The 17,938-nt window shown below is 67.2% G+C and carries 13 protein-coding genes and 1 riboswitch; of the genes, 8 read left to right on the forward strand and 5 right to left on the reverse strand.

The annotated features are described in order from the left end of the window. The first annotated feature begins 52 nt into the window (after positions 1 to 52). The 3 genes from LC407_RS10035 (at position 53) to LC407_RS10045 (ending at position 2,743) form a co-directional block, all read left to right on the forward strand. Entirely contained in the window at positions 53 to 775 is a 723-nt protein-coding gene (locus tag LC407_RS10035; RefSeq protein WP_025877061.1) for an AraC family transcriptional regulator, read from the forward strand. A gap of 75 nt (positions 776 to 850) precedes the next feature. Continuing rightward, complete coding sequence (locus LC407_RS10040; protein WP_025877063.1) at positions 851 to 2,227, forward strand: amino acid permease; 1,377 nt, start codon at positions 851 to 853, stop codon at positions 2,225 to 2,227. A gap of 105 nt (positions 2,228 to 2,332) precedes the next feature. After that, positions 2,333 to 2,743, forward strand: coding sequence for a VOC family protein (locus LC407_RS10045; protein ID WP_025877065.1), 411 nt, complete (start codon positions 2,333 to 2,335; stop codon positions 2,741 to 2,743). A 100-nt stretch (positions 2,744 to 2,843) separates the two neighbouring features. Here LC407_RS10045 and gcvP read toward each other — a convergent pair whose 3' ends face one another. Beyond that, positions 2,844 to 5,711, reverse strand: a complete 2,868-nt coding sequence (gcvP, locus tag LC407_RS10050) for an aminomethyl-transferring glycine dehydrogenase (protein ID WP_025877067.1) — start codon at positions 5,709 to 5,711, stop codon at positions 2,844 to 2,846. Positions 5,712 to 5,772: 61 nt separating this feature from the next. Further along, positions 5,773 to 5,875, reverse strand: a riboswitch (glycine riboswitch). Positions 5,876 to 6,174: 299 nt separating this feature from the next. Between gcvP and LC407_RS10055 the strand changes: the two genes are divergently transcribed. From LC407_RS10055 to LC407_RS10065, 3 genes are all read left to right on the forward strand, one after another. Next, the gene (locus LC407_RS10055) at positions 6,175 to 7,401 is read left to right on the forward strand and encodes a multidrug effflux MFS transporter (RefSeq protein WP_223482766.1); all 1,227 of its coding nucleotides are present in this window, start codon (positions 6,175 to 6,177) and stop codon (positions 7,399 to 7,401) included. A gap of 141 nt (positions 7,402 to 7,542) precedes the next feature. Then, a complete protein-coding gene (locus LC407_RS10060) occupies positions 7,543 to 8,439 on the forward strand; it encodes a siderophore-interacting protein (protein WP_223482767.1) in 897 nt (298 codons plus the stop codon). Between the two features lie 77 nt (positions 8,440 to 8,516). Next, positions 8,517 to 8,909 (forward strand): hypothetical protein, encoded by a 393-nt coding sequence (locus tag LC407_RS10065; protein ID WP_025877073.1) that lies wholly within the window; start codon positions 8,517 to 8,519, stop codon positions 8,907 to 8,909. Between the two features lie 121 nt (positions 8,910 to 9,030). Here the strand turns inward: LC407_RS10065 and LC407_RS10070 are convergent, their stop codons facing one another. From LC407_RS10070 to LC407_RS10085, 4 genes are all read right to left on the reverse strand, one after another. After that, positions 9,031 to 10,995, reverse strand: a complete 1,965-nt coding sequence (locus LC407_RS10070) for a M2 family metallopeptidase (protein WP_032976622.1) — start codon at positions 10,993 to 10,995, stop codon at positions 9,031 to 9,033. Positions 10,996 to 11,529: 534 nt separating this feature from the next. Then, positions 11,530 to 13,179 (reverse strand): phosphoethanolamine--lipid A transferase, encoded by a 1,650-nt coding sequence (locus LC407_RS10075; protein ID WP_223482768.1) that lies wholly within the window; start codon positions 13,177 to 13,179, stop codon positions 11,530 to 11,532. Next, positions 13,176 to 13,928: a phosphatase PAP2 family protein gene (locus LC407_RS10080; RefSeq protein ID WP_223482769.1), complete on the reverse strand. Its 753-nt coding sequence runs from the start codon at positions 13,926 to 13,928 to the stop codon at positions 13,176 to 13,178. Before LC407_RS10080 ends, LC407_RS10075 begins: the two co-directional genes overlap by 4 nt. Before the next feature lie 112 nt (positions 13,929 to 14,040). Next, the gene (locus LC407_RS10085; RefSeq protein ID WP_140225710.1) at positions 14,041 to 15,744 is read right to left on the reverse strand and encodes a glycosyltransferase family 39 protein; all 1,704 of its coding nucleotides are present in this window, start codon (positions 15,742 to 15,744) and stop codon (positions 14,041 to 14,043) included. Between the two features lie 132 nt (positions 15,745 to 15,876). Between LC407_RS10085 and LC407_RS10090 the strand changes: the two genes are divergently transcribed. Together LC407_RS10090 and LC407_RS10095 are read left to right on the forward strand one after the other, a co-directional pair. Beyond that, positions 15,877 to 16,587, forward strand: coding sequence for a response regulator transcription factor (locus tag LC407_RS10090; RefSeq protein WP_025877081.1), 711 nt, complete (start codon positions 15,877 to 15,879; stop codon positions 16,585 to 16,587). Then, positions 16,577 to 17,857 (forward strand): HAMP domain-containing sensor histidine kinase, encoded by a 1,281-nt coding sequence (locus LC407_RS10095; RefSeq protein WP_223482770.1) that lies wholly within the window; start codon positions 16,577 to 16,579, stop codon positions 17,855 to 17,857. The genes LC407_RS10090 and LC407_RS10095 overlap by 11 nt, the downstream gene beginning before the upstream one ends. Positions 17,858 to 17,938: the final 81 nt, after the last annotated feature.

The raw sequence follows: 17,938 nt of genomic DNA on the forward strand, positions 1-17,938 counted from the left end.
TCCCGTGGGAGTGAACGCGCAGACAAATCGGCGGCTCGGGTATGCTTGCCGCATGCGAGTCGAACCCGCCGACATCGAAGCCCTGTTCGACGCCATTCCGGACGTGCTGTTCTTCATGAAGGACCGCCAGGGCCGCTACACCTACGTCAACCAGACCATGCTGCGACGGCTGGGCCTGCGTGCGCGCAAGGACGTGATCGGACGCACCGCGGCCGAGATCTACCCCACCGGCCTGAGTGCGGACTATGTCGACCAGGACGCACGCGTGCTGTCCGGCGAGGTGATCGAGAACCTGATGGAGCTGCACCTGTTCGCCAACCGCGAACCGGGCTGGTGCCTGACCTGCAAACGCCCGCTGCTGGTGGACGGGCAGGTCGAGGGGCTGATCGGCATTTCCCGCGACCTCGGCCAGAAGGACAGCCTGGGGACCCAGTACGAGCAGCTCCGTCTGGCCTTGGCCCACCTCAATACGCACTACGCCGAGAACGTGCGGATGCAGACGCTGCTGGACATCACCGGGTTCTCGTTGTCCAAGCTGGAGCGCAGCTTCCGCAAGGTGTTCCAGATGACGCCGCAGCAGGTGCTGACCCGGCTGCGGATCCAGATGGCCATGCACCTGCTGCATGGCAACGAGAGCATTGCCTGCATCGGCCAGGCCTGCGGTTTCAGCGACCAGAGCGCGTTCACCCGCAAGTTCAAGGCTGAAACCGGTTTCTCCCCGCGCGCCTACCGCGCCCGTATCGGCGGCAATGTCGGCGAGCCGGTACCGGCCTGAGTTTCCTGCTGCGCTGTGCCTATCCCCGCGGCGGCTGGACACGGTAAGGTGTCGCCCTTGTAGCCGCCGCCAGCCCTGCCGATGCCCGCCACCCCCGATACGACCGCTTCGCCCTCCCGCCTCGGCCATTCGCTCAAGCCACGCCAGCTGATCATGATGGGGCTGGGCAGCGCCATCGGCGCGGGCCTATTCCTCGGCTCCGGCGTGGGCGTGCAGGCGGCCGGCCCGGCGGTGCTGGTGTCCTACCTGGTGGCCGGTGCGCTGGTGATCATCGTGATGAACGCGCTGGGCGAAATGGCCGCGGCCAAGCCGACCAGCGGTGCGTTCTCGGTGTATGCGGCCGATGCCATGGGCGCCACCGCCGGTGCCACCGTGGGCTGGCTGTGGTGGGTGCAGCTGGTCATCGTGATCGCCGCCGAGGCGGTGGGTGCGGCCGGATTGCTGGCCACGGTCTGGCCGGTGGTGCCGGTACCGATGGCGGCATTGGCCTTCATGCTGTTCTTCACCGCGATCAACCTGCTCGGGGTGAAGAACTTCGGCGAGTTCGAATTCTGGTTCGCCATCCTCAAGGTGGCGGCGATCCTGGCCTTCATCGCCGTGGGTGTGGCGCTGCTGATGGGCTGGCTGCCGCAGGTGGCCTCGCCGGGCCTGAGCAACTTCACCGAGCATGGTGGCTTCGCACCGAAGGGCCTGGCCGGCATCGGCGCGGCGCTGCTGGTGGTGGTGTTCGCCTTCGGTGGCACCGAAATCGTGGCCGTCGCTGCGGCGGAGACCGAAGACCCCGAGCGCAGCATCGCCCGTGCCATCCGCACCGTGGCCTGGCGCATCCTGGTGTTCTACATCGGTTCGCTGAGCGTGATCATCGCTGTGGTGCCGTGGACCAGCGAAGCGCTGAAGTCGCCGTTTGCCGCGGTTCTCGATGTCGCCAATATTCCGGGCGCGGCCACCGCCATCACCCTGATCGCGGTGATCGCCCTGCTGTCAGCGCTCAATGCCAACCTCTACGGCGCCTCGCGCATGATGTATTCGCTGGCGCAACGCCGCGAAGCACCGGCCGTGCTGGGCTGGACCGATCCGCGCCAGGTGCCGGTGATCGCGGTGCTGGCCAGCGTCCTGTTCGGCTTTGCTGCCACCATCATGGAACTGCTGTTCCCGGACAAGGTGTTGCCGGTGCTGCTGAACATCGTCGGCTCCACCTGCCTGCTGGTGTGGACGTTGTCGCTGGTCTCGCAGCTGGTGCTGCGCCGTCGCGCCGACCGCCTGGGCACGCGCCTGCCGTTCCGCATGGCAGGCTTCCCGTGGCTGACCGTCTGTGCGCTGGCGATCCTGGCGCTGATCTTCGGCCTGCTGCTGAGTGAAGCGCATACGCGCCTGCAGTTCCTGTCGATGGTGGCGCTGACGGCGACCATCGCGGCCAGCAGCGCCATCGCCCGGCGCATGCGCGAGGCGTGATGGGGCCGCCGGGCATGGCCCGGCGCTACCGATACGCCGCGCCCACATTCCGCGTGCCATCCTGATCGGGTGGGCCATCACCGGCCCGACGAACGGGAGCACCGCATGCTGCGCAGCCGTCCCTTCCTGATGTTCACCGGCCAGGCCGAAGCGGCGCTGGCCCTGTACGCCGAAGCCTTCGCCGAATTCCGCCTGCTGGCCCTGCAGCGCCACCCGGACGGGGCGGGCGCTGGCGTGCCCGGGCAGGTCCGCCAGGCCATTTTCCTGCTCGGCGGCACCCACTACCTGTGCTTTGACAGCCTGGATGTGCACGACTTCACCTTCACGCCCTCGATGTCGCTGTTCGTCGAGTGTTCCGGCGCCGAATCATTCGAGCGTGCCGCGCGCGTGCTGGGTGACGGCGGGCACTGGCTGATGCCGGTGGGCGAGCAGGATTTCAGCAGCCGCTACGGCTGGGTGCAGGACCGCTTCGGCGTGTCGTGGCAGTTGAGCCTGGGGCAGATGCCCGACCCGTGACGCGTTCTGCCGCTGCGCTCGCCGCGCATGGCCCGGCGCTACCGGAAAACAAGAACGGCCCGCTTGCGCGGGCCGTTCTCATTTCCGATGCCCCGATGGCTTACGCCTCGACTTCATCATCCTTGTAGGCATCGACCGGGATGCAGGCACACATCACGTTCTTGTCGCCGTACACGTTGTCGACGCGGGCTACCGGCGGCCAGTACTTCTGCAGCTTCAGGCTCGGCAGCGGGAAGGCGGCCAGCTCGCGCGGGTAGGCGTGGGTCCACTCGCTGGCGGTCACGGCCGTGGCCGTGTGCGGGGCGTTCTTCAGCGGGTTGTCCTCGCGGTCCAGGCGGCCGTCTTCGATCGCGGTGATCTCTTCGCGGATCTGGATCATCGCGTCGATGAAGCGGTCCAGCTCGTGCAGCGATTCGCTTTCGGTCGGTTCGACCATCAGCGTGCCGGCCACCGGGAAGCTCAGGGTCGGGGCATGGAAGCCGAAGTCGATCAGGCGCTTGGCCACGTCTTCGGCACCGATGCCGCTGGTCTTCTCCAGCGGACGCACGTCCAGGATGCACTCGTGCGCGACCAGGCCGTTGCGACCGGTGTACAGGGTCTTGAAGTGCGGGGCCAGACGCTTGGCGATGTAGTTGGCGTTGAGCTGGGCAACCTGGGTGGCCTTGCGCAGGCCTTCGGTGCCCATCATCGCGATGTACATCCAGCTGATCGGCAGGATCGAGGCGCTGCCGAAGCTGGCGGCGCTGACCATGCCGACCGGACCGTTGTCACCCAGCTTGCCCGGCAGGAACGGGGCAAGGTGCGACTTGACCGCACACGGGCCAACGCCCGGGCCGCCGCCGCCGTGCGGGATGCAGAAGGTCTTGTGCAGGTTCAGGTGCGAAACGTCCGAACCCCACTTGCCCGGCTTGGCCACGCCGACCAGGGCGTTCATGTTGGCACCGTCGGTGTACACCTGGCCGCCATGCTTGTGGATGATCTCGCAGATCTCCACCACCTCTTCCTCGAACACGCCGTGCGTGGACGGGTAGGTCATCATGATCGCGGCCAGGCGGTCGCTGTACTTCTCGGCGTTGAGGCGGATGTCTTCAACGTCGACGTTGCCGTTGGCATCGGTCTTGGTGACCACGACCTTCATGCCGCACATCTGCGCCGAGGCCGGGTTGGTGCCATGCGCCGAATCCGGGATCAGGCAGATGTCACGGTGATCTTCGCCACGCGAGCGGTGGTAGGCGCGGATCGCCAGCAGGCCGGCGTACTCGCCCTGCGCACCGGAGTTCGGCTGCAGGCTGACGGCGTCGTAGCCGGTGCACTCGACCAGCATCGCTTCCAGCGAATCGATCAGTTCCTTGTAGCCCAGCGCCTGCTCGGCCGGCACCAGCGGGTGGATCTGCGAGAACTCCGGCCAGGTCACCGGAATCATTTCGGCGGTGGCGTTGAGCTTCATGGTGCACGAGCCCAGCGGGATCATCGTGCGGTCCATCGCCAGGTCCTTGTCGGCCAGCGAACGCAGGTAGCGCAGCAGTTCGTGCTCGCTGTGGTGGGTGTTGAACACCGGGTGGGTCAGGAACGCGGACTGGCGCAGCAGGCCGGCCGGCAGCGCATCGGCGGTGCTGGCATCGAGCGCGTCCACATCAACGGTGGCACCGAACAGCGCGCCTACGGCGACGATGTCGGCGCGGGTGGCGGTCTCGTCCAGGCTGATGCCGACCGAACTGCTGTCGATCGCACGCAGGTTGTAGCCGGCGGCACGGGCCTTGGCATGGATCGCGTCGGCGTCGACACCGGTGACGTGCAGCGTGTCGAAGAAGTCGGCACCGACCTGCACACCGGCAGTGCGCAGCGCGCTGGCCAGGATAGCGGCCAGGCGATGGGTGCGGCGGGCGATGCGGGTCAGGCCTTCCGGGCCGTGGTAGACGGCATACATCGAGGCCATCACCGCCAGCAGCACCTGTGCGGTGCAGATGTTGGAGGTGGCCTTCTCGCGGCGGATGTGCTGTTCGCGGGTCTGCAGGGTCAGGCGGTAGGCCGGGTTGCCCTGTGCGTCGATCGAGACGCCGATCAGGCGGCCCGGCATCGAACGCTTGTAGGCGTCACGGCAGGCCATGAACGCAGCATGCGGGCCACCGAAGCCGAACGGCACGCCGAAACGCTGGCTGTTGCCGACCACGATGTCCGCACCCCATTCGCCCGGGGCGGCCAGCAGGGTCAGTGCCAGCAGGTCGGTGGCCACAGCCACCAGGCCGCCGCGCGCGTGCACGGCATCGACCAGCGCCTTGTAGTCGCCCACCTGGCCGAAGGTGTCCGGGTACTGCAGCAGCAGGCCGAAGGCTTCCGCTTCCAGCGCTTCGGCCGGGGTGCCCACGCGCAGCACGATGCCCATGGGCTCGGCGCGGGTGCGCAGCAGTTCCAGCGTCTGCGGGTGCACGGCGTCGTGCACGAAGAAGGTGTCCGACTTCGACTTGGCCGAGCGCTTGGCCAGGGTCATCGCTTCAGCGGCGGCCGTGGCTTCGTCCAGCAGCGAGGCGTTGGCGATTTCCATGCCGGTCAGGTCGGCGCACAGGGTCTGGAAGTTGATCAGCGCTTCCATGCGGCCCTGCGAGATTTCCGCCTGGTACGGGGTGTAGGCGGTGTACCAGGCCGGGTTTTCCAGGATGTTGCGCAGGATCACGTTCGGCGTGTGGGTACCGTAGTAGCCCTGGCCGATGAAGCTGCGCAGCACGGTGTTCTTGTCGGCGATCGCGCGGATCTTCGCCAGCGCCTGCACTTCGGTGATCGACTCCGGCAGCGCCAGCGGTGCCGGCGACTTGATCTTGGCCGGCACGATGGCATCGGTCATCGCATCCAGCGATGCGTGGCCGATGACGCCGAGCATCTGCGCGATCTCGGCATCGTTGGGGCCGATGTGGCGCTCGACGAACGCCGAATGGTGCTCGAGCTCACGCAGGGAAGGGGTGTTCTGGGACATGGCGAAGGATCCGTCAGGAAAGGGCACACGCACGGGCACAAGCCGCCGGTCGGCGGTCTGCGGGCGCCCCTCTGTCCTTTTGCCTGAGAGTTTAAAAGCGCGGAAAACCGCAGCTTCGTGCCCCTTCGGCGCCGGATCGAACCGGTCTCTCCAGAGTTCTGTTACGGGTGGTATCGGGCCTGAGCGATTACGGGCGTTGCGCCTTCGGCAGCGGTGAACTGCTTCTCCCACCGTGTTGCCCGCCGATTATAGCTCGTTGCCGGCGCCTGACGGTGGCCCGGGCTGGCCTCACGCGGCTGAATGGCCGATGGCCCGGGCGTGCGTTCTGTGCATCCGTGCATGGCATCACGCGCATTCCCCACCTATGATGGTGGGATTCTCGTATTCATCTGGCGCCGTCCCTGCTGCAGGGGATCGGCGCCCGCCGTGCGTGTCACGCATGGCCCTGCCGGACGCTTGCCCGATGACCGCCGCCGTTGCTCCTTCCACCCGCCGCATGGCCCTGTTGCTCGCTGGCCTGGCCATGTTCGGTCCGTTCTCGATCGACACCATCTTTCCCGCGTTTCCGCAGCTGGCCCAGCGCCTGGCGGTGGACGAAGTGGCGGTGCAGCAGACCATCAGCGTCTACCTGCTGTTCTACGGCCTGATGAGCCTGGCCCATGGCCCGCTGTCCGATGCGTGGGGACGCAAGCGGGTGATCCTCGGCGGCCTGGTGATCTTCGTCGGCGCCTCGGTGGGCTGTGCGTTGTCTACCGACCTGACCACGCTGCTGGCGTTCCGCGCACTGCAGGGCCTGTCCGCCGGCGTGGGCATGATCGTCGGCCGCGCGGTGATCCGCGATCTGTACCACGGCCACGACGCGCAGCGGCTGATGAGCCAGGTGTCGATGTTGTTCGGTATCGCCCCGGCCATCGCGCCGATCATCGGTGGCTGGATCCTGCTCAGCGGTGCCGGCTGGCCGCTGATCTTCTGGTTCCTGGTGGTATTCGCGCTGGTGCTGCTGGCGGCCACCGCGCGCTTCCTGCCGGAAACCCATCCGGTGGAGGCGCGGATCGCCCTGTCGCCACGCACGTTGCTGCGCGATTACGTGCGCATCGGCTTCAACCCGCGGTTCCTGCGCCTGGCCCTGGCCGGCAGCATCGGGTTCGGCGGCATCTTCCTGTACATCTCCTCGGCGCCGGCCATCGTGATGCAGCACCTGCATCTGGGTGAAGGTGGCTTTGCGTGGTTGTTCATTCCCACCATCGGCGGCATGACCACCGGTTCGTTCCTGTCCGGGCGCATGGCCGGGCACAGCACACCGACCCGGCAGGTCGCGCTCGGTTTCACCCTGTGTGCGGTCTCTGCCGCGTTGAACATCGGCTACGTCACCCTGGCGCCGCAGTTCGCGCTGCCGTGGGCGGTGATGCCGATCTTCCTTGGTGGCATGGGCATGGCGCTGATCTTCCCGATCCTGGCGCTGGCGGTGCTGGACATGTATCCGCTGCAGCGCGGCCTGGCGTCGTCGCTGCAGGCGTTCGTGCAGCTGATGATCAGCACCGTGGTGGCCGGCGTGGTATCGCCGCTGCTGCACAACAACCCGCTGCACCTGGCACTGGGACAGGCGGGCTTCTTCGCGGCCGGCTTCGTGTTCTGGTACTGGGAGCACCAGCGCGAGCGCGCATCAGAGGCAGCCAGCACGGCGCATTGAGCGTCGTGCAGGGGTAGGGCGCGTCATCACGCGCGGATCCGTTGCGGCGGTGCGGGCAGGGATTAGGCTGGAGTTTCCAGCGAGCCGGTTCGTGGGTGCACGACAGCCAGCCATTCCGATGTCGTCGCATGAGGTACCCGCATGGCTGCGCAGCAGACCTACCGCCTGTTCGAGGTGGCGCTGAAGGAGCGCCGCGTTCTTTCTCCTTCTTTGAACCGCATGGTGTTCACCGGCGCCGACGTGGCGCACATGAAGACCGAAGGCCCGGACCAGCGTATCAAGGTGTTTTTCCCCTTGCCCGGCCAGGACGCGCCGGACGTGCCCAGCGGCGAAGACTGGTATGCCCGTTACCTGGCACTGCCCGATGAGGCGCGGCCGCCAATGCGCACCTTTACCCTCCGCCAGCTGCGTGCCGGCGAGTGCGAGGTCGACGTCGACTTCGTGCTGCATGGCCAGACCGGACCGGCCTCGCGCTGGGCCACGCATGCACGGCCGGGCGACCGCGTGGTGCTGCTGGCCCCCGATGCCGACTGTGCGGACAGCAGCGAGGGCTGGGAATGGAAGCCGCCAGCCGGGGTAGGCCAGGTGCTGCTGGTGGCCGATGAGACCGCATTGCCGGCGGTGGCCGGCATCCTCGAGGAACTGGCCGGGCTGGCCGATCCGCCGCGCACGCTGGCCCTGCTGGAGATCGCCCAGGCCGGTGATGCTGTGCCATTGAAGGCACCGGCCACGGCCGAACTGGTGTGGTTGCCACGTGGGCAGCAGGCCCATGGGCAGCGGTTGCTGCAGGCAGTACAGGCGCGGCTGGCGGCGGCCGCGACCGTTGCCGAGGCTGCCGAGCTGGACGACATCGACGTTGATGCGCAGATCCTGTGGGAGCAGGCTGACGCCAGCGCGGACGGCGCGCTGTATGCCTGGGTAGCGGGCGAGGCCGGCGCGGTGATGGCGATCCGCCGGCATCTGCTGAAGGACTGCGGCCTGGATCGCCGCGCGATCACCTTCATGGGGTACTGGCGGCAGGGGCGGGTACTGGACTGAGCCGCTACCGCACCGGCGTGAACCGGCATGCAGGGGGTGTGGGTTATCCTTGCGCCCCCGCAATGCAAGCCCCACTGATGTCGACCTCTTCCAAATCCCGCCGCGACCAGCGCCGTCGCCAGGAACAGCAGGCTGCCAACAAGGCCGCCGCCACCGCCTCGCCCGTCGAGCCGCACGCCGAGCTGCGCGACACGCAGCGCACGCTGCTGGCCGGCATCGTCCGTCGCGATGGCGAATGGGTGCTGGGCATGGATGGCCGCATCGCCGGCCAAAGCGAGAGTGCGGCCCAGGTACTGGCGCTGATCATGCAGGCCGGTGAACTGCACGAACGGCAGGGCACGCCGGTGCGCCTGATCTATTCGGATGCGCTGCGCGATGCGGCGCAGGCCGAAGCCAACGAGAAGGGGCAGACCTTCGAGGAATTCAAGGCCGCGCTGGCCGCGCAGCTGGCGGCGAAGAAGAGCAACTGATCGTCATCGCGGTAGCGCCGGGCCATGCCCGGCGGCTTTTCATTACGCCGCTGCGCTCGCCGGGCATGGCCCGGCGCTACCGAAACGGAAAAGGGCGGATCCTCGCGGATCCGCCCTTTTTTCATTTCGCCGCCGGTGCCGCGTTGGCCTGCCAGCCGCACATCTGGCCTTCGTTCTGCTGCTTCAACCAGGCATTGACCGGGCTGAAGTACTCGATCATCGGGCCGGCATCGAGCTTGTCCGAGCCGGTCAGTTCCTTCAGCGTGGCCTGCCACGGCTGGCTGGCACCCTTGCTCAGCATCGCCCAGTACTTCTGGCCGGCTTCCTTGTTGCCGTAGAAGGTGCACTCGTGCAGCGGGCCCTTGAAGCCGGCGGCATCGCACAGGCCCTTGTAGAACTGGAACTGCAGGATGCGCGCCAGGAAGTAGCGGGTATACGGGGTGTTGCCCGGCACGTGGTACTTGGCACCCGGGTCGAAGAATTCCTCGCCACGGGCGCTGGCCGGGGCCACGCCCTGGTACTTGGCCTTCAGGTCCCACCATGCCTTGTTGTAGTTGTCCGGGGTGATCGAACCATCGAACACGCCCCAGCGCCAGCGGTCGATCATCAGGCCGAACGGCAGGAACGACACACCTGACAGCGCCATGCGCATCTGGTTGTTGATGACCGCTTCGCGGCTCTCGGTCGGCGCGTCGACCAGCCCGATCGAGCTGAGGTACTTCGGCGTCATCGCCAGCACGATGGTGTCGCCGATCGCTTCATGGAAGCCATCGTTGGCACCGCCCTGGAACAGCGGCGGCAGCGGGTTGTAGGCCAGGTCGTAATAGATGTGGCCCAGCTCGTGGTAGATGGTGGTGAAGTTCTCTTCGTTGGGCTTGATGCACATCTTGGTGCGCACATCGCCTTCCATGTTCATGTCCCACGCACTGGCGTGGCAGACCACGTCGCGGTCATCGGGCTTGATGAACTGGGTCTTGTCCCAGTACGACTGCGGCAACGACGGCATGCCCAGCGATACGTAGAAATCCTGTGCACGCTCGGTCATCTGCTTGGCGGTGCGCAGTTCGGCCTCGCGTTGCGCCTTGTACTGCGCGGCTACGTTCGCATCCTTGCCGGCCTTGGCCAGCGCCGCGCTCAGGTTGGTCTGGTACTGCTTTTCCAGCGCTGCAGTGATGTCCAGGCTGCCGGCGCCCGGGTACGGTTCCAGCTGGTCCCACAGGTTGGACCAGTCCTGCTGCCACATGTTGCCCATCAGGTGCGCGGCGATCAGGCCGTTGCCCACCTCGGCCTTGTCCTTGCCATAGGTCTTGTCCAGCTTGCCGCGCGCGTAGCAGTGCAGCTGCTCGTACATCGGCTTGACCTGTTCCCACAGGCGATCGGTTTCCGGTCCGATCTGCTCCGGCGGCATGTCATAGCCACTGCGCCACATCTGCCCGGCATCGGTGAAGCCCATGCCCTTGGCACCTTCATTCACCAGGCCGACGAACTTCTGGTAATCACCGCGCATGCTCTTGGTCGTGCTGTGCCAGCCCTGCCAGGCATCGAGCTGCTGGTCATAGTCGCGGCTGCGCGCCAGCACCTGCTCCAGTTCGCCCAGCTGGCGGCAGGAGTTGGGATCGTTGGCGTCGGTGCAGTACTTGCCTGCGCCGTAGCTGCCTTCCATGCGGGTGGCGATCTGGGTCAGTTCGGCCAGCTTGGCCGGGTCGCGCGGCGCCGGCATCGACGACATCAGCTTCAGCAGGTGGATCGCGCGCTTGCTGTCTTCGCTCATCGGCTTGCCATCGAACTTGCCGGCCTGCTCGATCCAGCTGTTGAGCTGGGTCAGCGAACGTTCGTTGGCCTTGGCCGCGATGCGCTCTGAATCGCTGTTGATGTAGGTGGAGGACAGCCACTGCGCCGAGGTCATCTCCGGGTAGGCCGCCTTGAATTCGGCATTGATGCGGGCCACGAACTGGTCAGCGGTTTCGCCGGCCGCTGCGCTGCTGCTGGCGGTCTCGGTGCCTGGGGCGGCTTCCTTCTTGCAGGCGGCCAGGGCCAGCGTGGCGGCGGCGATTGCCGAGGCCAGCAGGAGATGACGGTGTTTCACGGGCGATCCTTGGGTGGTGAACGACCGCCGAAGGCTAGTGGGCAGGCGTTGCCACCGCAAGTGGCGGAAGTCGGCCGGGCGGCGCCCGGGGACCGCGACATCGCATGCGCGCTGTCGCTCCCACGCTTCGCTGCGCGAAACGTGGGCCCCACTTACCAGCTCCCAGACCCCCGCCGCTTCGCGGCCGCCCCCTGACTCAGGGGGCTCTGCCCCAGACGCAATTCGGTGATGGCAGTAGATCCACGCCATGCGTGGATGAGATCTGTCAGAAATCGAGACTCAAATTCGGATCCGACCCCGTGCCGACCAACGGTCGGCACCCACCAACAGCAGCGGAAATCTGTCGAAGGCGGGGTGGGTCCGGTGGCGGGAGTGTCCGCGGCATGGATGCCGCGGCCAAGCCCCCATGGACGGGTTTACGGCGTCTCCCGCCACCGGACCCACCCCGCCATCCCCCAGAAAACCAGCCTTTGCTGTTGCTTCGGCCGTTGCCGTTGCCTCTGCGGGTGCAGGGCGCAGCCCTGCCGACAAACCCTAACTCTCGCAGCCGGCGAACAGGTCGCGATCGCGTTCGTACAGCGAGGTCTTCACCTGCATCAGCCCCAGCACCGACGGGAACAGGTTGTCGTGGTCGGTGTAGCTGGCCGAGCGCTTGCGCACGCACTGCAGGTCCAGTCCACGGCTTCTGGCGAAGCCCGGCGAGAACCACATCGTCATCGGCACCCGGGTCTGCTCGGCCGGTGCGATCGCGTACGGCACACCGTGCAGGTACAGGCCCTTTTCGCCCAGCGATTCACCGTGGTCGGACAGGTAGATCATCGCCGTGTCGTAGTCCTGCAGGCCCTGCAGCGTGCCGATGGTCTTGCTCAGGAAATGATCGGTGTACAGCACGGCGTTGTCGTAACTGTTGGTGATCTCTTCGCGCGAGCAGCGACCAATGTCCTGGGTGTCGCAGGTCGGGGTGAAGCGGCGGAAGGCGGCCGGGTAGCGTTCGAAATAGGCCGGGCCATGGTTGCCCAGCTGGTGCAGCACCACCACTCGATCACCCGGGCGCGCACGCACCTGCGTCGCCAGGTCCTGCAGCAGGATCTCGTCCATGCAACGGCCATCGGCACACAGCCCCGGCGTGGTCGCGTCCGACAGCGACTGGAAGTCCAGGCCCTCGCATACGCCCTTGCAACCGGACTGGTTGTCGCGCCACAGCGGTGCGATGCCCGCGCGGTTCAGTACATGCAGCAGCGATTGGTGCGCACGGATCTTCTTTTCGTCGTACTCGTGGCGTCCCCACGGCGAGAACAGGCAGGGCAGCGAAACCTCGGTGCTGGTACCGCAGGAGTGCATGTCCGGGAAATTGACCACCGCCGCCTGCGCCAGCTCCGGCGTGGTATTGCGGCCACCATTCAGGCCCCAGTTCTGCGCGCGCACCGTTTCGCCCATCACGATCACCAGCAGGCGTGGCTTGCTGGTCGCTGCGCGCGGGGTCGCCTTGGCATCAGTACCGATCGGCAGCTTCGGCGCGCGTTGCACCGGGTTGTCGCCGCGCAGCGCACGCGGCAGCCCCAGCAGCACATTGGCCGGCGTGGCCAGGTAGCGCACTTCGCGCTGGTTGCGCATCAGCGCCGACACATCCTGGAAGGACACCAGCGCGCCACCGAGTGCGGTGACCGCAGCGACCAGCAGGAAGCCGATGCGCCACAGCAGGCTGCGGCCCCAGCTGCGGCGGCGCAGGTCAACGCGCCACAGCACCACCATCGGCAACACAGCCAGCAGCAGGACCGGCCACAGCAGCGACACCGTCATCAGTTCGCGGCTTTCCTTGGGGTCGGTAGCCAGCACGTTGCGCAGCATGTCCGCATCCAGATAGATGTGGTAACGGCTCATGTAGTGCGCGGCAAACGCGGTGACCAGCAGCAGCACGCTGATCACCACCTTGGCATTCCAGCGCCACACCAGGATGCCCAGCAGTACACCGTGCGCACCCAGCAGCAGCAACAACAGCGAAAGCGCATAGCGCAGGCTGCCCGGATGGCTGGCCATGGCGCTGTGCCAGAACAGGCCATTGCCGGCTACAGCGAAGAACAGGCTGGTCAGCACGATCAGTGCTTCGGTGGACAGCTGTGGCCGCCATGCGCGGATGCTGGCCAGTGGGGGCAGCCGCAAGGAACGTTGGACCGATGCGTTCATGCAACCGCCTCCTGGCGGGTCGAGCGATCCAACTGGCGGCGGACCACCAGATACAGGCCCAGCGACAGCAGCCAACAGATCAAGGCGGTGGCAACGTCATGCGAAAGGAAGTGGGCGCCGCGCAGCTGTTGGCCGATGCCGAACACCAGGCCGCTGCCGAGGCCGATCCACAGCCCGACCCAACGCCAAGCGGGGCGCCACAGCAGCGCGAAGAAGTACAGGCACATCCATGCGTATCCCGCGCTTGCGTGGCCGGCGGGGAAGCAGGCGCGGGCGGGCATGCCGGTCGGGCGGCTGCTGAGAAGACCGACGAACGGGTCGTGTCCGCCATAGCGCAGCAGATCCCACGGGCAGTCCATCGGCACCAGCGACTTCAGCAGCGAGATCAGCCCGGTGCCGAGTGCCACGGCCACCACCACATACAGCAGCGCCCAACGCAGCGTGCGATCGCGGCCGCGGCGCCAGTGGTGGAAGCACAGCAGCATCGCCACCAGTGCCGCAGCGGTGCTCAGCCACTTGCCGGCCTTGTGCACCACCGAACGCGTCAGCCATGCATCCTGCAGCGCCCAGCGGTCGCCTTCCAGCCGGAACAGATGGTCGGCCAGCCACTGGTCGCCACCCAGGCCCATCAACACGGTGAACACCGCAACGCCGATGACAGAAGGCAGCCAAAGATGGGTAACGGCAAAACGCGACGCCAGCAGCGAGGGCGCAAAGGAGACTGCCGGGACAAGAGGGCGAGCGGGCATGCAGGGAAGGGGCCGTTACGGGAATCCGCGGCCATGCTCGTCACTGGCATGTCGGAGAAGGGTCGTACACGCGTTTGCGCCGGGTTAATCGGTGCCCGGCGCGAATCATCGTTCAGTCTTCTTCGTCGTTGGCGCCTGCACGCTCGGCATGGCAGGCCGCATCCCAGGCGGTGCCCGGAAGCAACTGCCAACGATTGCGATTGGCAACACCGATCTCGATGACCTGGGCCGGATCGACACAGGGGCTCATGGCCTTGTCCAGCACCAGCAACCAGCGCTTGTCCGGCGCCTCGGCCAACCATGGACCGGCGTCGTGCCACTGCTCTGCCCACGGCCGCTTGAAGCCGAACTCGCGCACCGGCCGGTCGGCCTGCAGCAGGTTCTGTTCGCGCCAGGCCACCAGCGCCAGCTCCGCATCGGGGCCGATCCGTGTGCCCACCCGGCGCATCACCGCCGACGCCGAGGCGTAGGGGTCCAGCGCCGGTATCAGCACCAGTCCGTACAGCATCCACAGCAGGCCGTGGGTGAGCAGTACCAGCGTGGCCGCGCGTCGTATCCGCAGCCACACCGCCAGCGTCGCCACGGCGATGGCGAAGGTCAGCAGGCCATCGCCGAACACGGGCAGCAGGGTGTCGGGCATCGCCCGCCGGGCCAGCTGCGCCTGCGCCCAGGGGCTGTCGGTCAGCATCATCACGCCAAGCGCGCCGGTGGCCAGCATCAGCAGCAGGCTGTAGCCGAACAGGTAGCGGCGCACGCACAGGCGACGCAGCAGGCCGGGCAACAGCGGCGCCACCGCCAGTGCCATCGCCGGCAGCATCGGCAGCACGTACACCTCGCGCTTGCCGGGGCTGGCAGTGAAGAACAGCAGGACCAGCGCGGCCCAGCCCAGCAGCAGCCACTGGCGCTGGTCGCCGCGACGCAGCCGGCGCCACCACGGTTTGACCATCAGCGGCAGCAGCAGCGCACCCGGCAGCCACAGCGTGGCGATCACCTGCAGGTAGTACCAGACCGGCTGGCGATGGTGCCAGGCGTTGGCATAGCGGGTGCCGGTCTGCTTGAACAACAGCTCGTGGGCGTACGACTGCAGCGATGCACTGGGTTCATGCAGCAGCGCCCAGCCCAGCGGTGCCAGCCACACCGCGGTACCCAGCAGGAAGGCCGGAATCAGCCACAGCAGGCTGGCGGGGTGGGGGCCGTCCACCGGTTGGCCGCGACGGCGCTGGTACAGCCGCCATCCCAACCAGGGCAGCACCATCAGCAAGGGCAGGAAGCCCACCCCCTTGGTCACCGTGCCGACGCCGGCGGCGAAGCCCGCCAGCCACAGGGCCGGCAGGTTGCGGCGCTCGCAGAGGTGGCGCAGCAGGCCCCACAGGGCCAGCGTGGTCATGCCCACCAGCACCATGTCGATCTGCGCGCGCTTGGCCATCAGGCCGAACTGCAGGGTGCAGAACAGTGCGCCAAGCGCGTACAACGAATGCCGTGGCGACCATAGCCGGCGTGCCAGGTCGGACACCAGCCACAGGCTGAGCAGCGCGGCCAGCAGCGACGGCAGCAGGAACGACCACTGCCAGCTGCCGACCACCTGGTGGGCGGCGGCCTGCAGCCACATGAACACCGGCGGCTTCTCGGCGTACAGCTCGCTGCCCCGGTGTGGCAGCAGCCACTCGCCGCTCTCCACCATGGCACGTGCGGCCAGCACGAAGCGTGGTTCGTCCGGTGGCTGCGGCTGGCGCATGCCAAGCCCGGCCGCCAGCGCCATCACGATCAACAACCACAGCAGCGGCAGGTGCCAACGGCGGGGCAGGGCAACGGGCACGGCAGGCTCCGGGAGCAAAACGGCCATTCTGATGAGGGGCACGTGGGAAAGCCGTCGGAGCGGCCGGCATGGCGACCGCATTCCGACATCCGCAGCGCTACCATGGCATGAACTTCCGTGGATGTTTCGTGCATGCGCTTGTTGGTGATCGAGGACAACCGCCAGTTGGTGGCCAACCTGTTCGACTATTTCGAGTCGCGCGGGCATGTGCTCGACGTGGCCCCGGATGGCATCACCGGCCTCCACTTGGCCGGCAGCCACCCGTATGACGCGGTGATCCTGGACTGGATGCTGCCGCGCATGGAAGGCCCGGAGGTGCTGCGGCGGCTGCGCTCCGAGCACGCCTCGGAAGTGCCGGTGATCATGCTGACCGCACGCGACGAACTGCCGGACAAGATCGCCGGCTTCCGCGCCGGCGCAGATGATTACCTGACCAAGCCATTCGCATTGCCGGAACTGGAAGTGCGCCTGGAGGCGCTGCTGCTGCGCGCGCAGGGTCGCAATCCGCGCAAGCGCCTGCAGGTGGGCGACCTGGTGCTGGACCTGGCCAGCCTGGAGGCGCAGCGCGCCGGCCAGGTGCTGCACCTGTACCCGGCCTGCCGCAAGCTGCTGGAAGTACTGATGCGCGCCAGCCCGGGTGCGGTCACCCGGCAGCAGCTGGAATTCGCCCTGTGGGGTGACGAACCACCGGACGGTGACCTGCTGCGCTCGCATGTGTACGAACTGCGCCGCAGCGTGGACGGCCCCTTTGCCGACAAGCTGATCCACACCCTGCCACGGGTGGGCTACCGGCTGGCGTCCACCGCAGGCGCGGACGCACGGAACGATGACGATGGCGCGTAAACCCGGGCCGCTGTATCGGCGGGTGGTGTGGTGGCTGCTGGGCTACCTGGCGCTGATTTCGCTGGCGGTGTTCAGTGTGGGCAACTACGTGCACGAACATGCCGAGCACGCGGCGTGGCGCGCGCTGCTCAATTCCGAATTGGACAGCATCGTCGAGCACACCGAGCACGAGCCGCACTATCGCTGGCAGGACTCGGACACGCTGAGCCTGTTCCGCTTCAATGAAGCCAACATGCCCGCCAGCCTGCGCACCCTGCATCCGGGGTTGCATGACGGGGTGATGATCGGCGAGCGCGAGACGGCGGTGATGGTGCGCGATACCGGCTCGATGGGGCGGGTTGCGTTGGCCCTGGACATCACCGATTTCCACGATCTGGAACAATTCGCAACGCGCTGGGTGATGCTGGCCGGCATCATCATGATCTTCGTCACCGTGTTGATGGCCTCCTTCGGCATGGAGCGCATGGTGCGCCCCTTGAGCCTGCTGGCCCAGCACATCGGTGCACTGCGGCCCGGCGTGCAGGGCCAGCGCATTGACGTCGATCCGCGCGGCAGTTCCGAGCTGCACACCATCGCCGATGCGCTGAACGATTACCTTGATCGCAACGAGCAGTTCGTCGAGCGCGAGCGGGTGTTCATCAGTACCGCAAGCCATGAACTGCGCACGCCGATCGCCGTGATGACCGGTGCCGCCGAACTGGCGCTGGAGCAGCCCGGCCTGCCTGAGCGCGCACGACAGCAGATGCAGCGCGTGCTGCGTACCGCGCAGGGCGTTGAGCAGCTGATCGAGCTGTTGCTGGTGCTGGCGCGTGATCCCGCTCGCCTGGCTGCCCGTGCCGAGCGCATCGCGCTGGACCAGCTGCTGCCGGAGATCGTCGACGACCATCGCCACCTGCTGGGCGACAAGGACCTGAGCATCGGCATCCAGGCCGCGCCGGTCGACATCGTCGCGCCGCTGGCGGTGGTGCAGGCAGCGATCGGCAACCTGCTGCGCAATGCCATCGAGAACAGCGGCCGCGGTCATATCGAGCTGCGCCTGACCTCGGCAGCGGTGTTGACCCTGCAGGACCCCGGCCATGGCATGAGCCCGGAGGAGATCGCAGCGATCCACGCGCGGATGGCCCGCGGTGAGCGCGGCGACCGCGGCGGCATCGGCCTGGAACTGATCGCGCGGCTGTGCGAGCACCTGGGCTGGACCCTGCAGCTGCAGCCCTGCCAACCGCGCGGCACCCTGGCCTCGCTCGACTTTGGTACATCGCGGCCAGGCTGACCTGTCCGTCGACCAGGGTCGACGCCTACCAGGCAATGGCCGCGTGCGTTCCGGTAGGTGCCAACCTTGCTTGGCACGCTG

It is taken from the genome of Stenotrophomonas sp. OVS01A, from assembly GCF_019969775.1.
GTDB classification, from domain to species: domain Bacteria; phylum Pseudomonadota; class Gammaproteobacteria; order Xanthomonadales; family Xanthomonadaceae; genus Stenotrophomonas; species Stenotrophomonas indicatrix.

Excerpts from the sequence above, each read along its gene's own strand:
- LC407_RS10035 (WP_025877061.1), top strand. The coding sequence starts at position 53 with ATGCGAGTCGAACCCGCCGACATCGAAGCCCTGTTCGACGCCATTCCG.
- LC407_RS10045 (WP_025877065.1), top strand. The coding sequence starts at position 2,333 with ATGCTGCGCAGCCGTCCCTTCCTGATGTTCACCGGCCAGGCCGAAGCG.
- gcvP (WP_025877067.1), bottom strand. The coding sequence starts at position 5,711 with ATGTCCCAGAACACCCCTTCCCTGCGTGAGCTCGAGCACCATTCGGCG.
- LC407_RS10055 (WP_223482766.1), top strand. The coding sequence starts at position 6,175 with ATGACCGCCGCCGTTGCTCCTTCCACCCGCCGCATGGCCCTGTTGCTC.
- LC407_RS10060 (WP_223482767.1), top strand. The coding sequence starts at position 7,543 with ATGGCTGCGCAGCAGACCTACCGCCTGTTCGAGGTGGCGCTGAAGGAG.
- LC407_RS10065 (WP_025877073.1), top strand. The coding sequence starts at position 8,517 with ATGTCGACCTCTTCCAAATCCCGCCGCGACCAGCGCCGTCGCCAGGAA.
- LC407_RS10075 (WP_223482768.1), bottom strand. The coding sequence starts at position 13,179 with ATGAACGCATCGGTCCAACGTTCCTTGCGGCTGCCCCCACTGGCCAGC.
- LC407_RS10080 (WP_223482769.1), bottom strand. The coding sequence starts at position 13,928 with ATGCCCGCTCGCCCTCTTGTCCCGGCAGTCTCCTTTGCGCCCTCGCTG.
- LC407_RS10090 (WP_025877081.1), top strand. The coding sequence starts at position 15,877 with ATGCGCTTGTTGGTGATCGAGGACAACCGCCAGTTGGTGGCCAACCTG.
- LC407_RS10095 (WP_223482770.1), top strand. The coding sequence starts at position 16,577 with ATGGCGCGTAAACCCGGGCCGCTGTATCGGCGGGTGGTGTGGTGGCTG.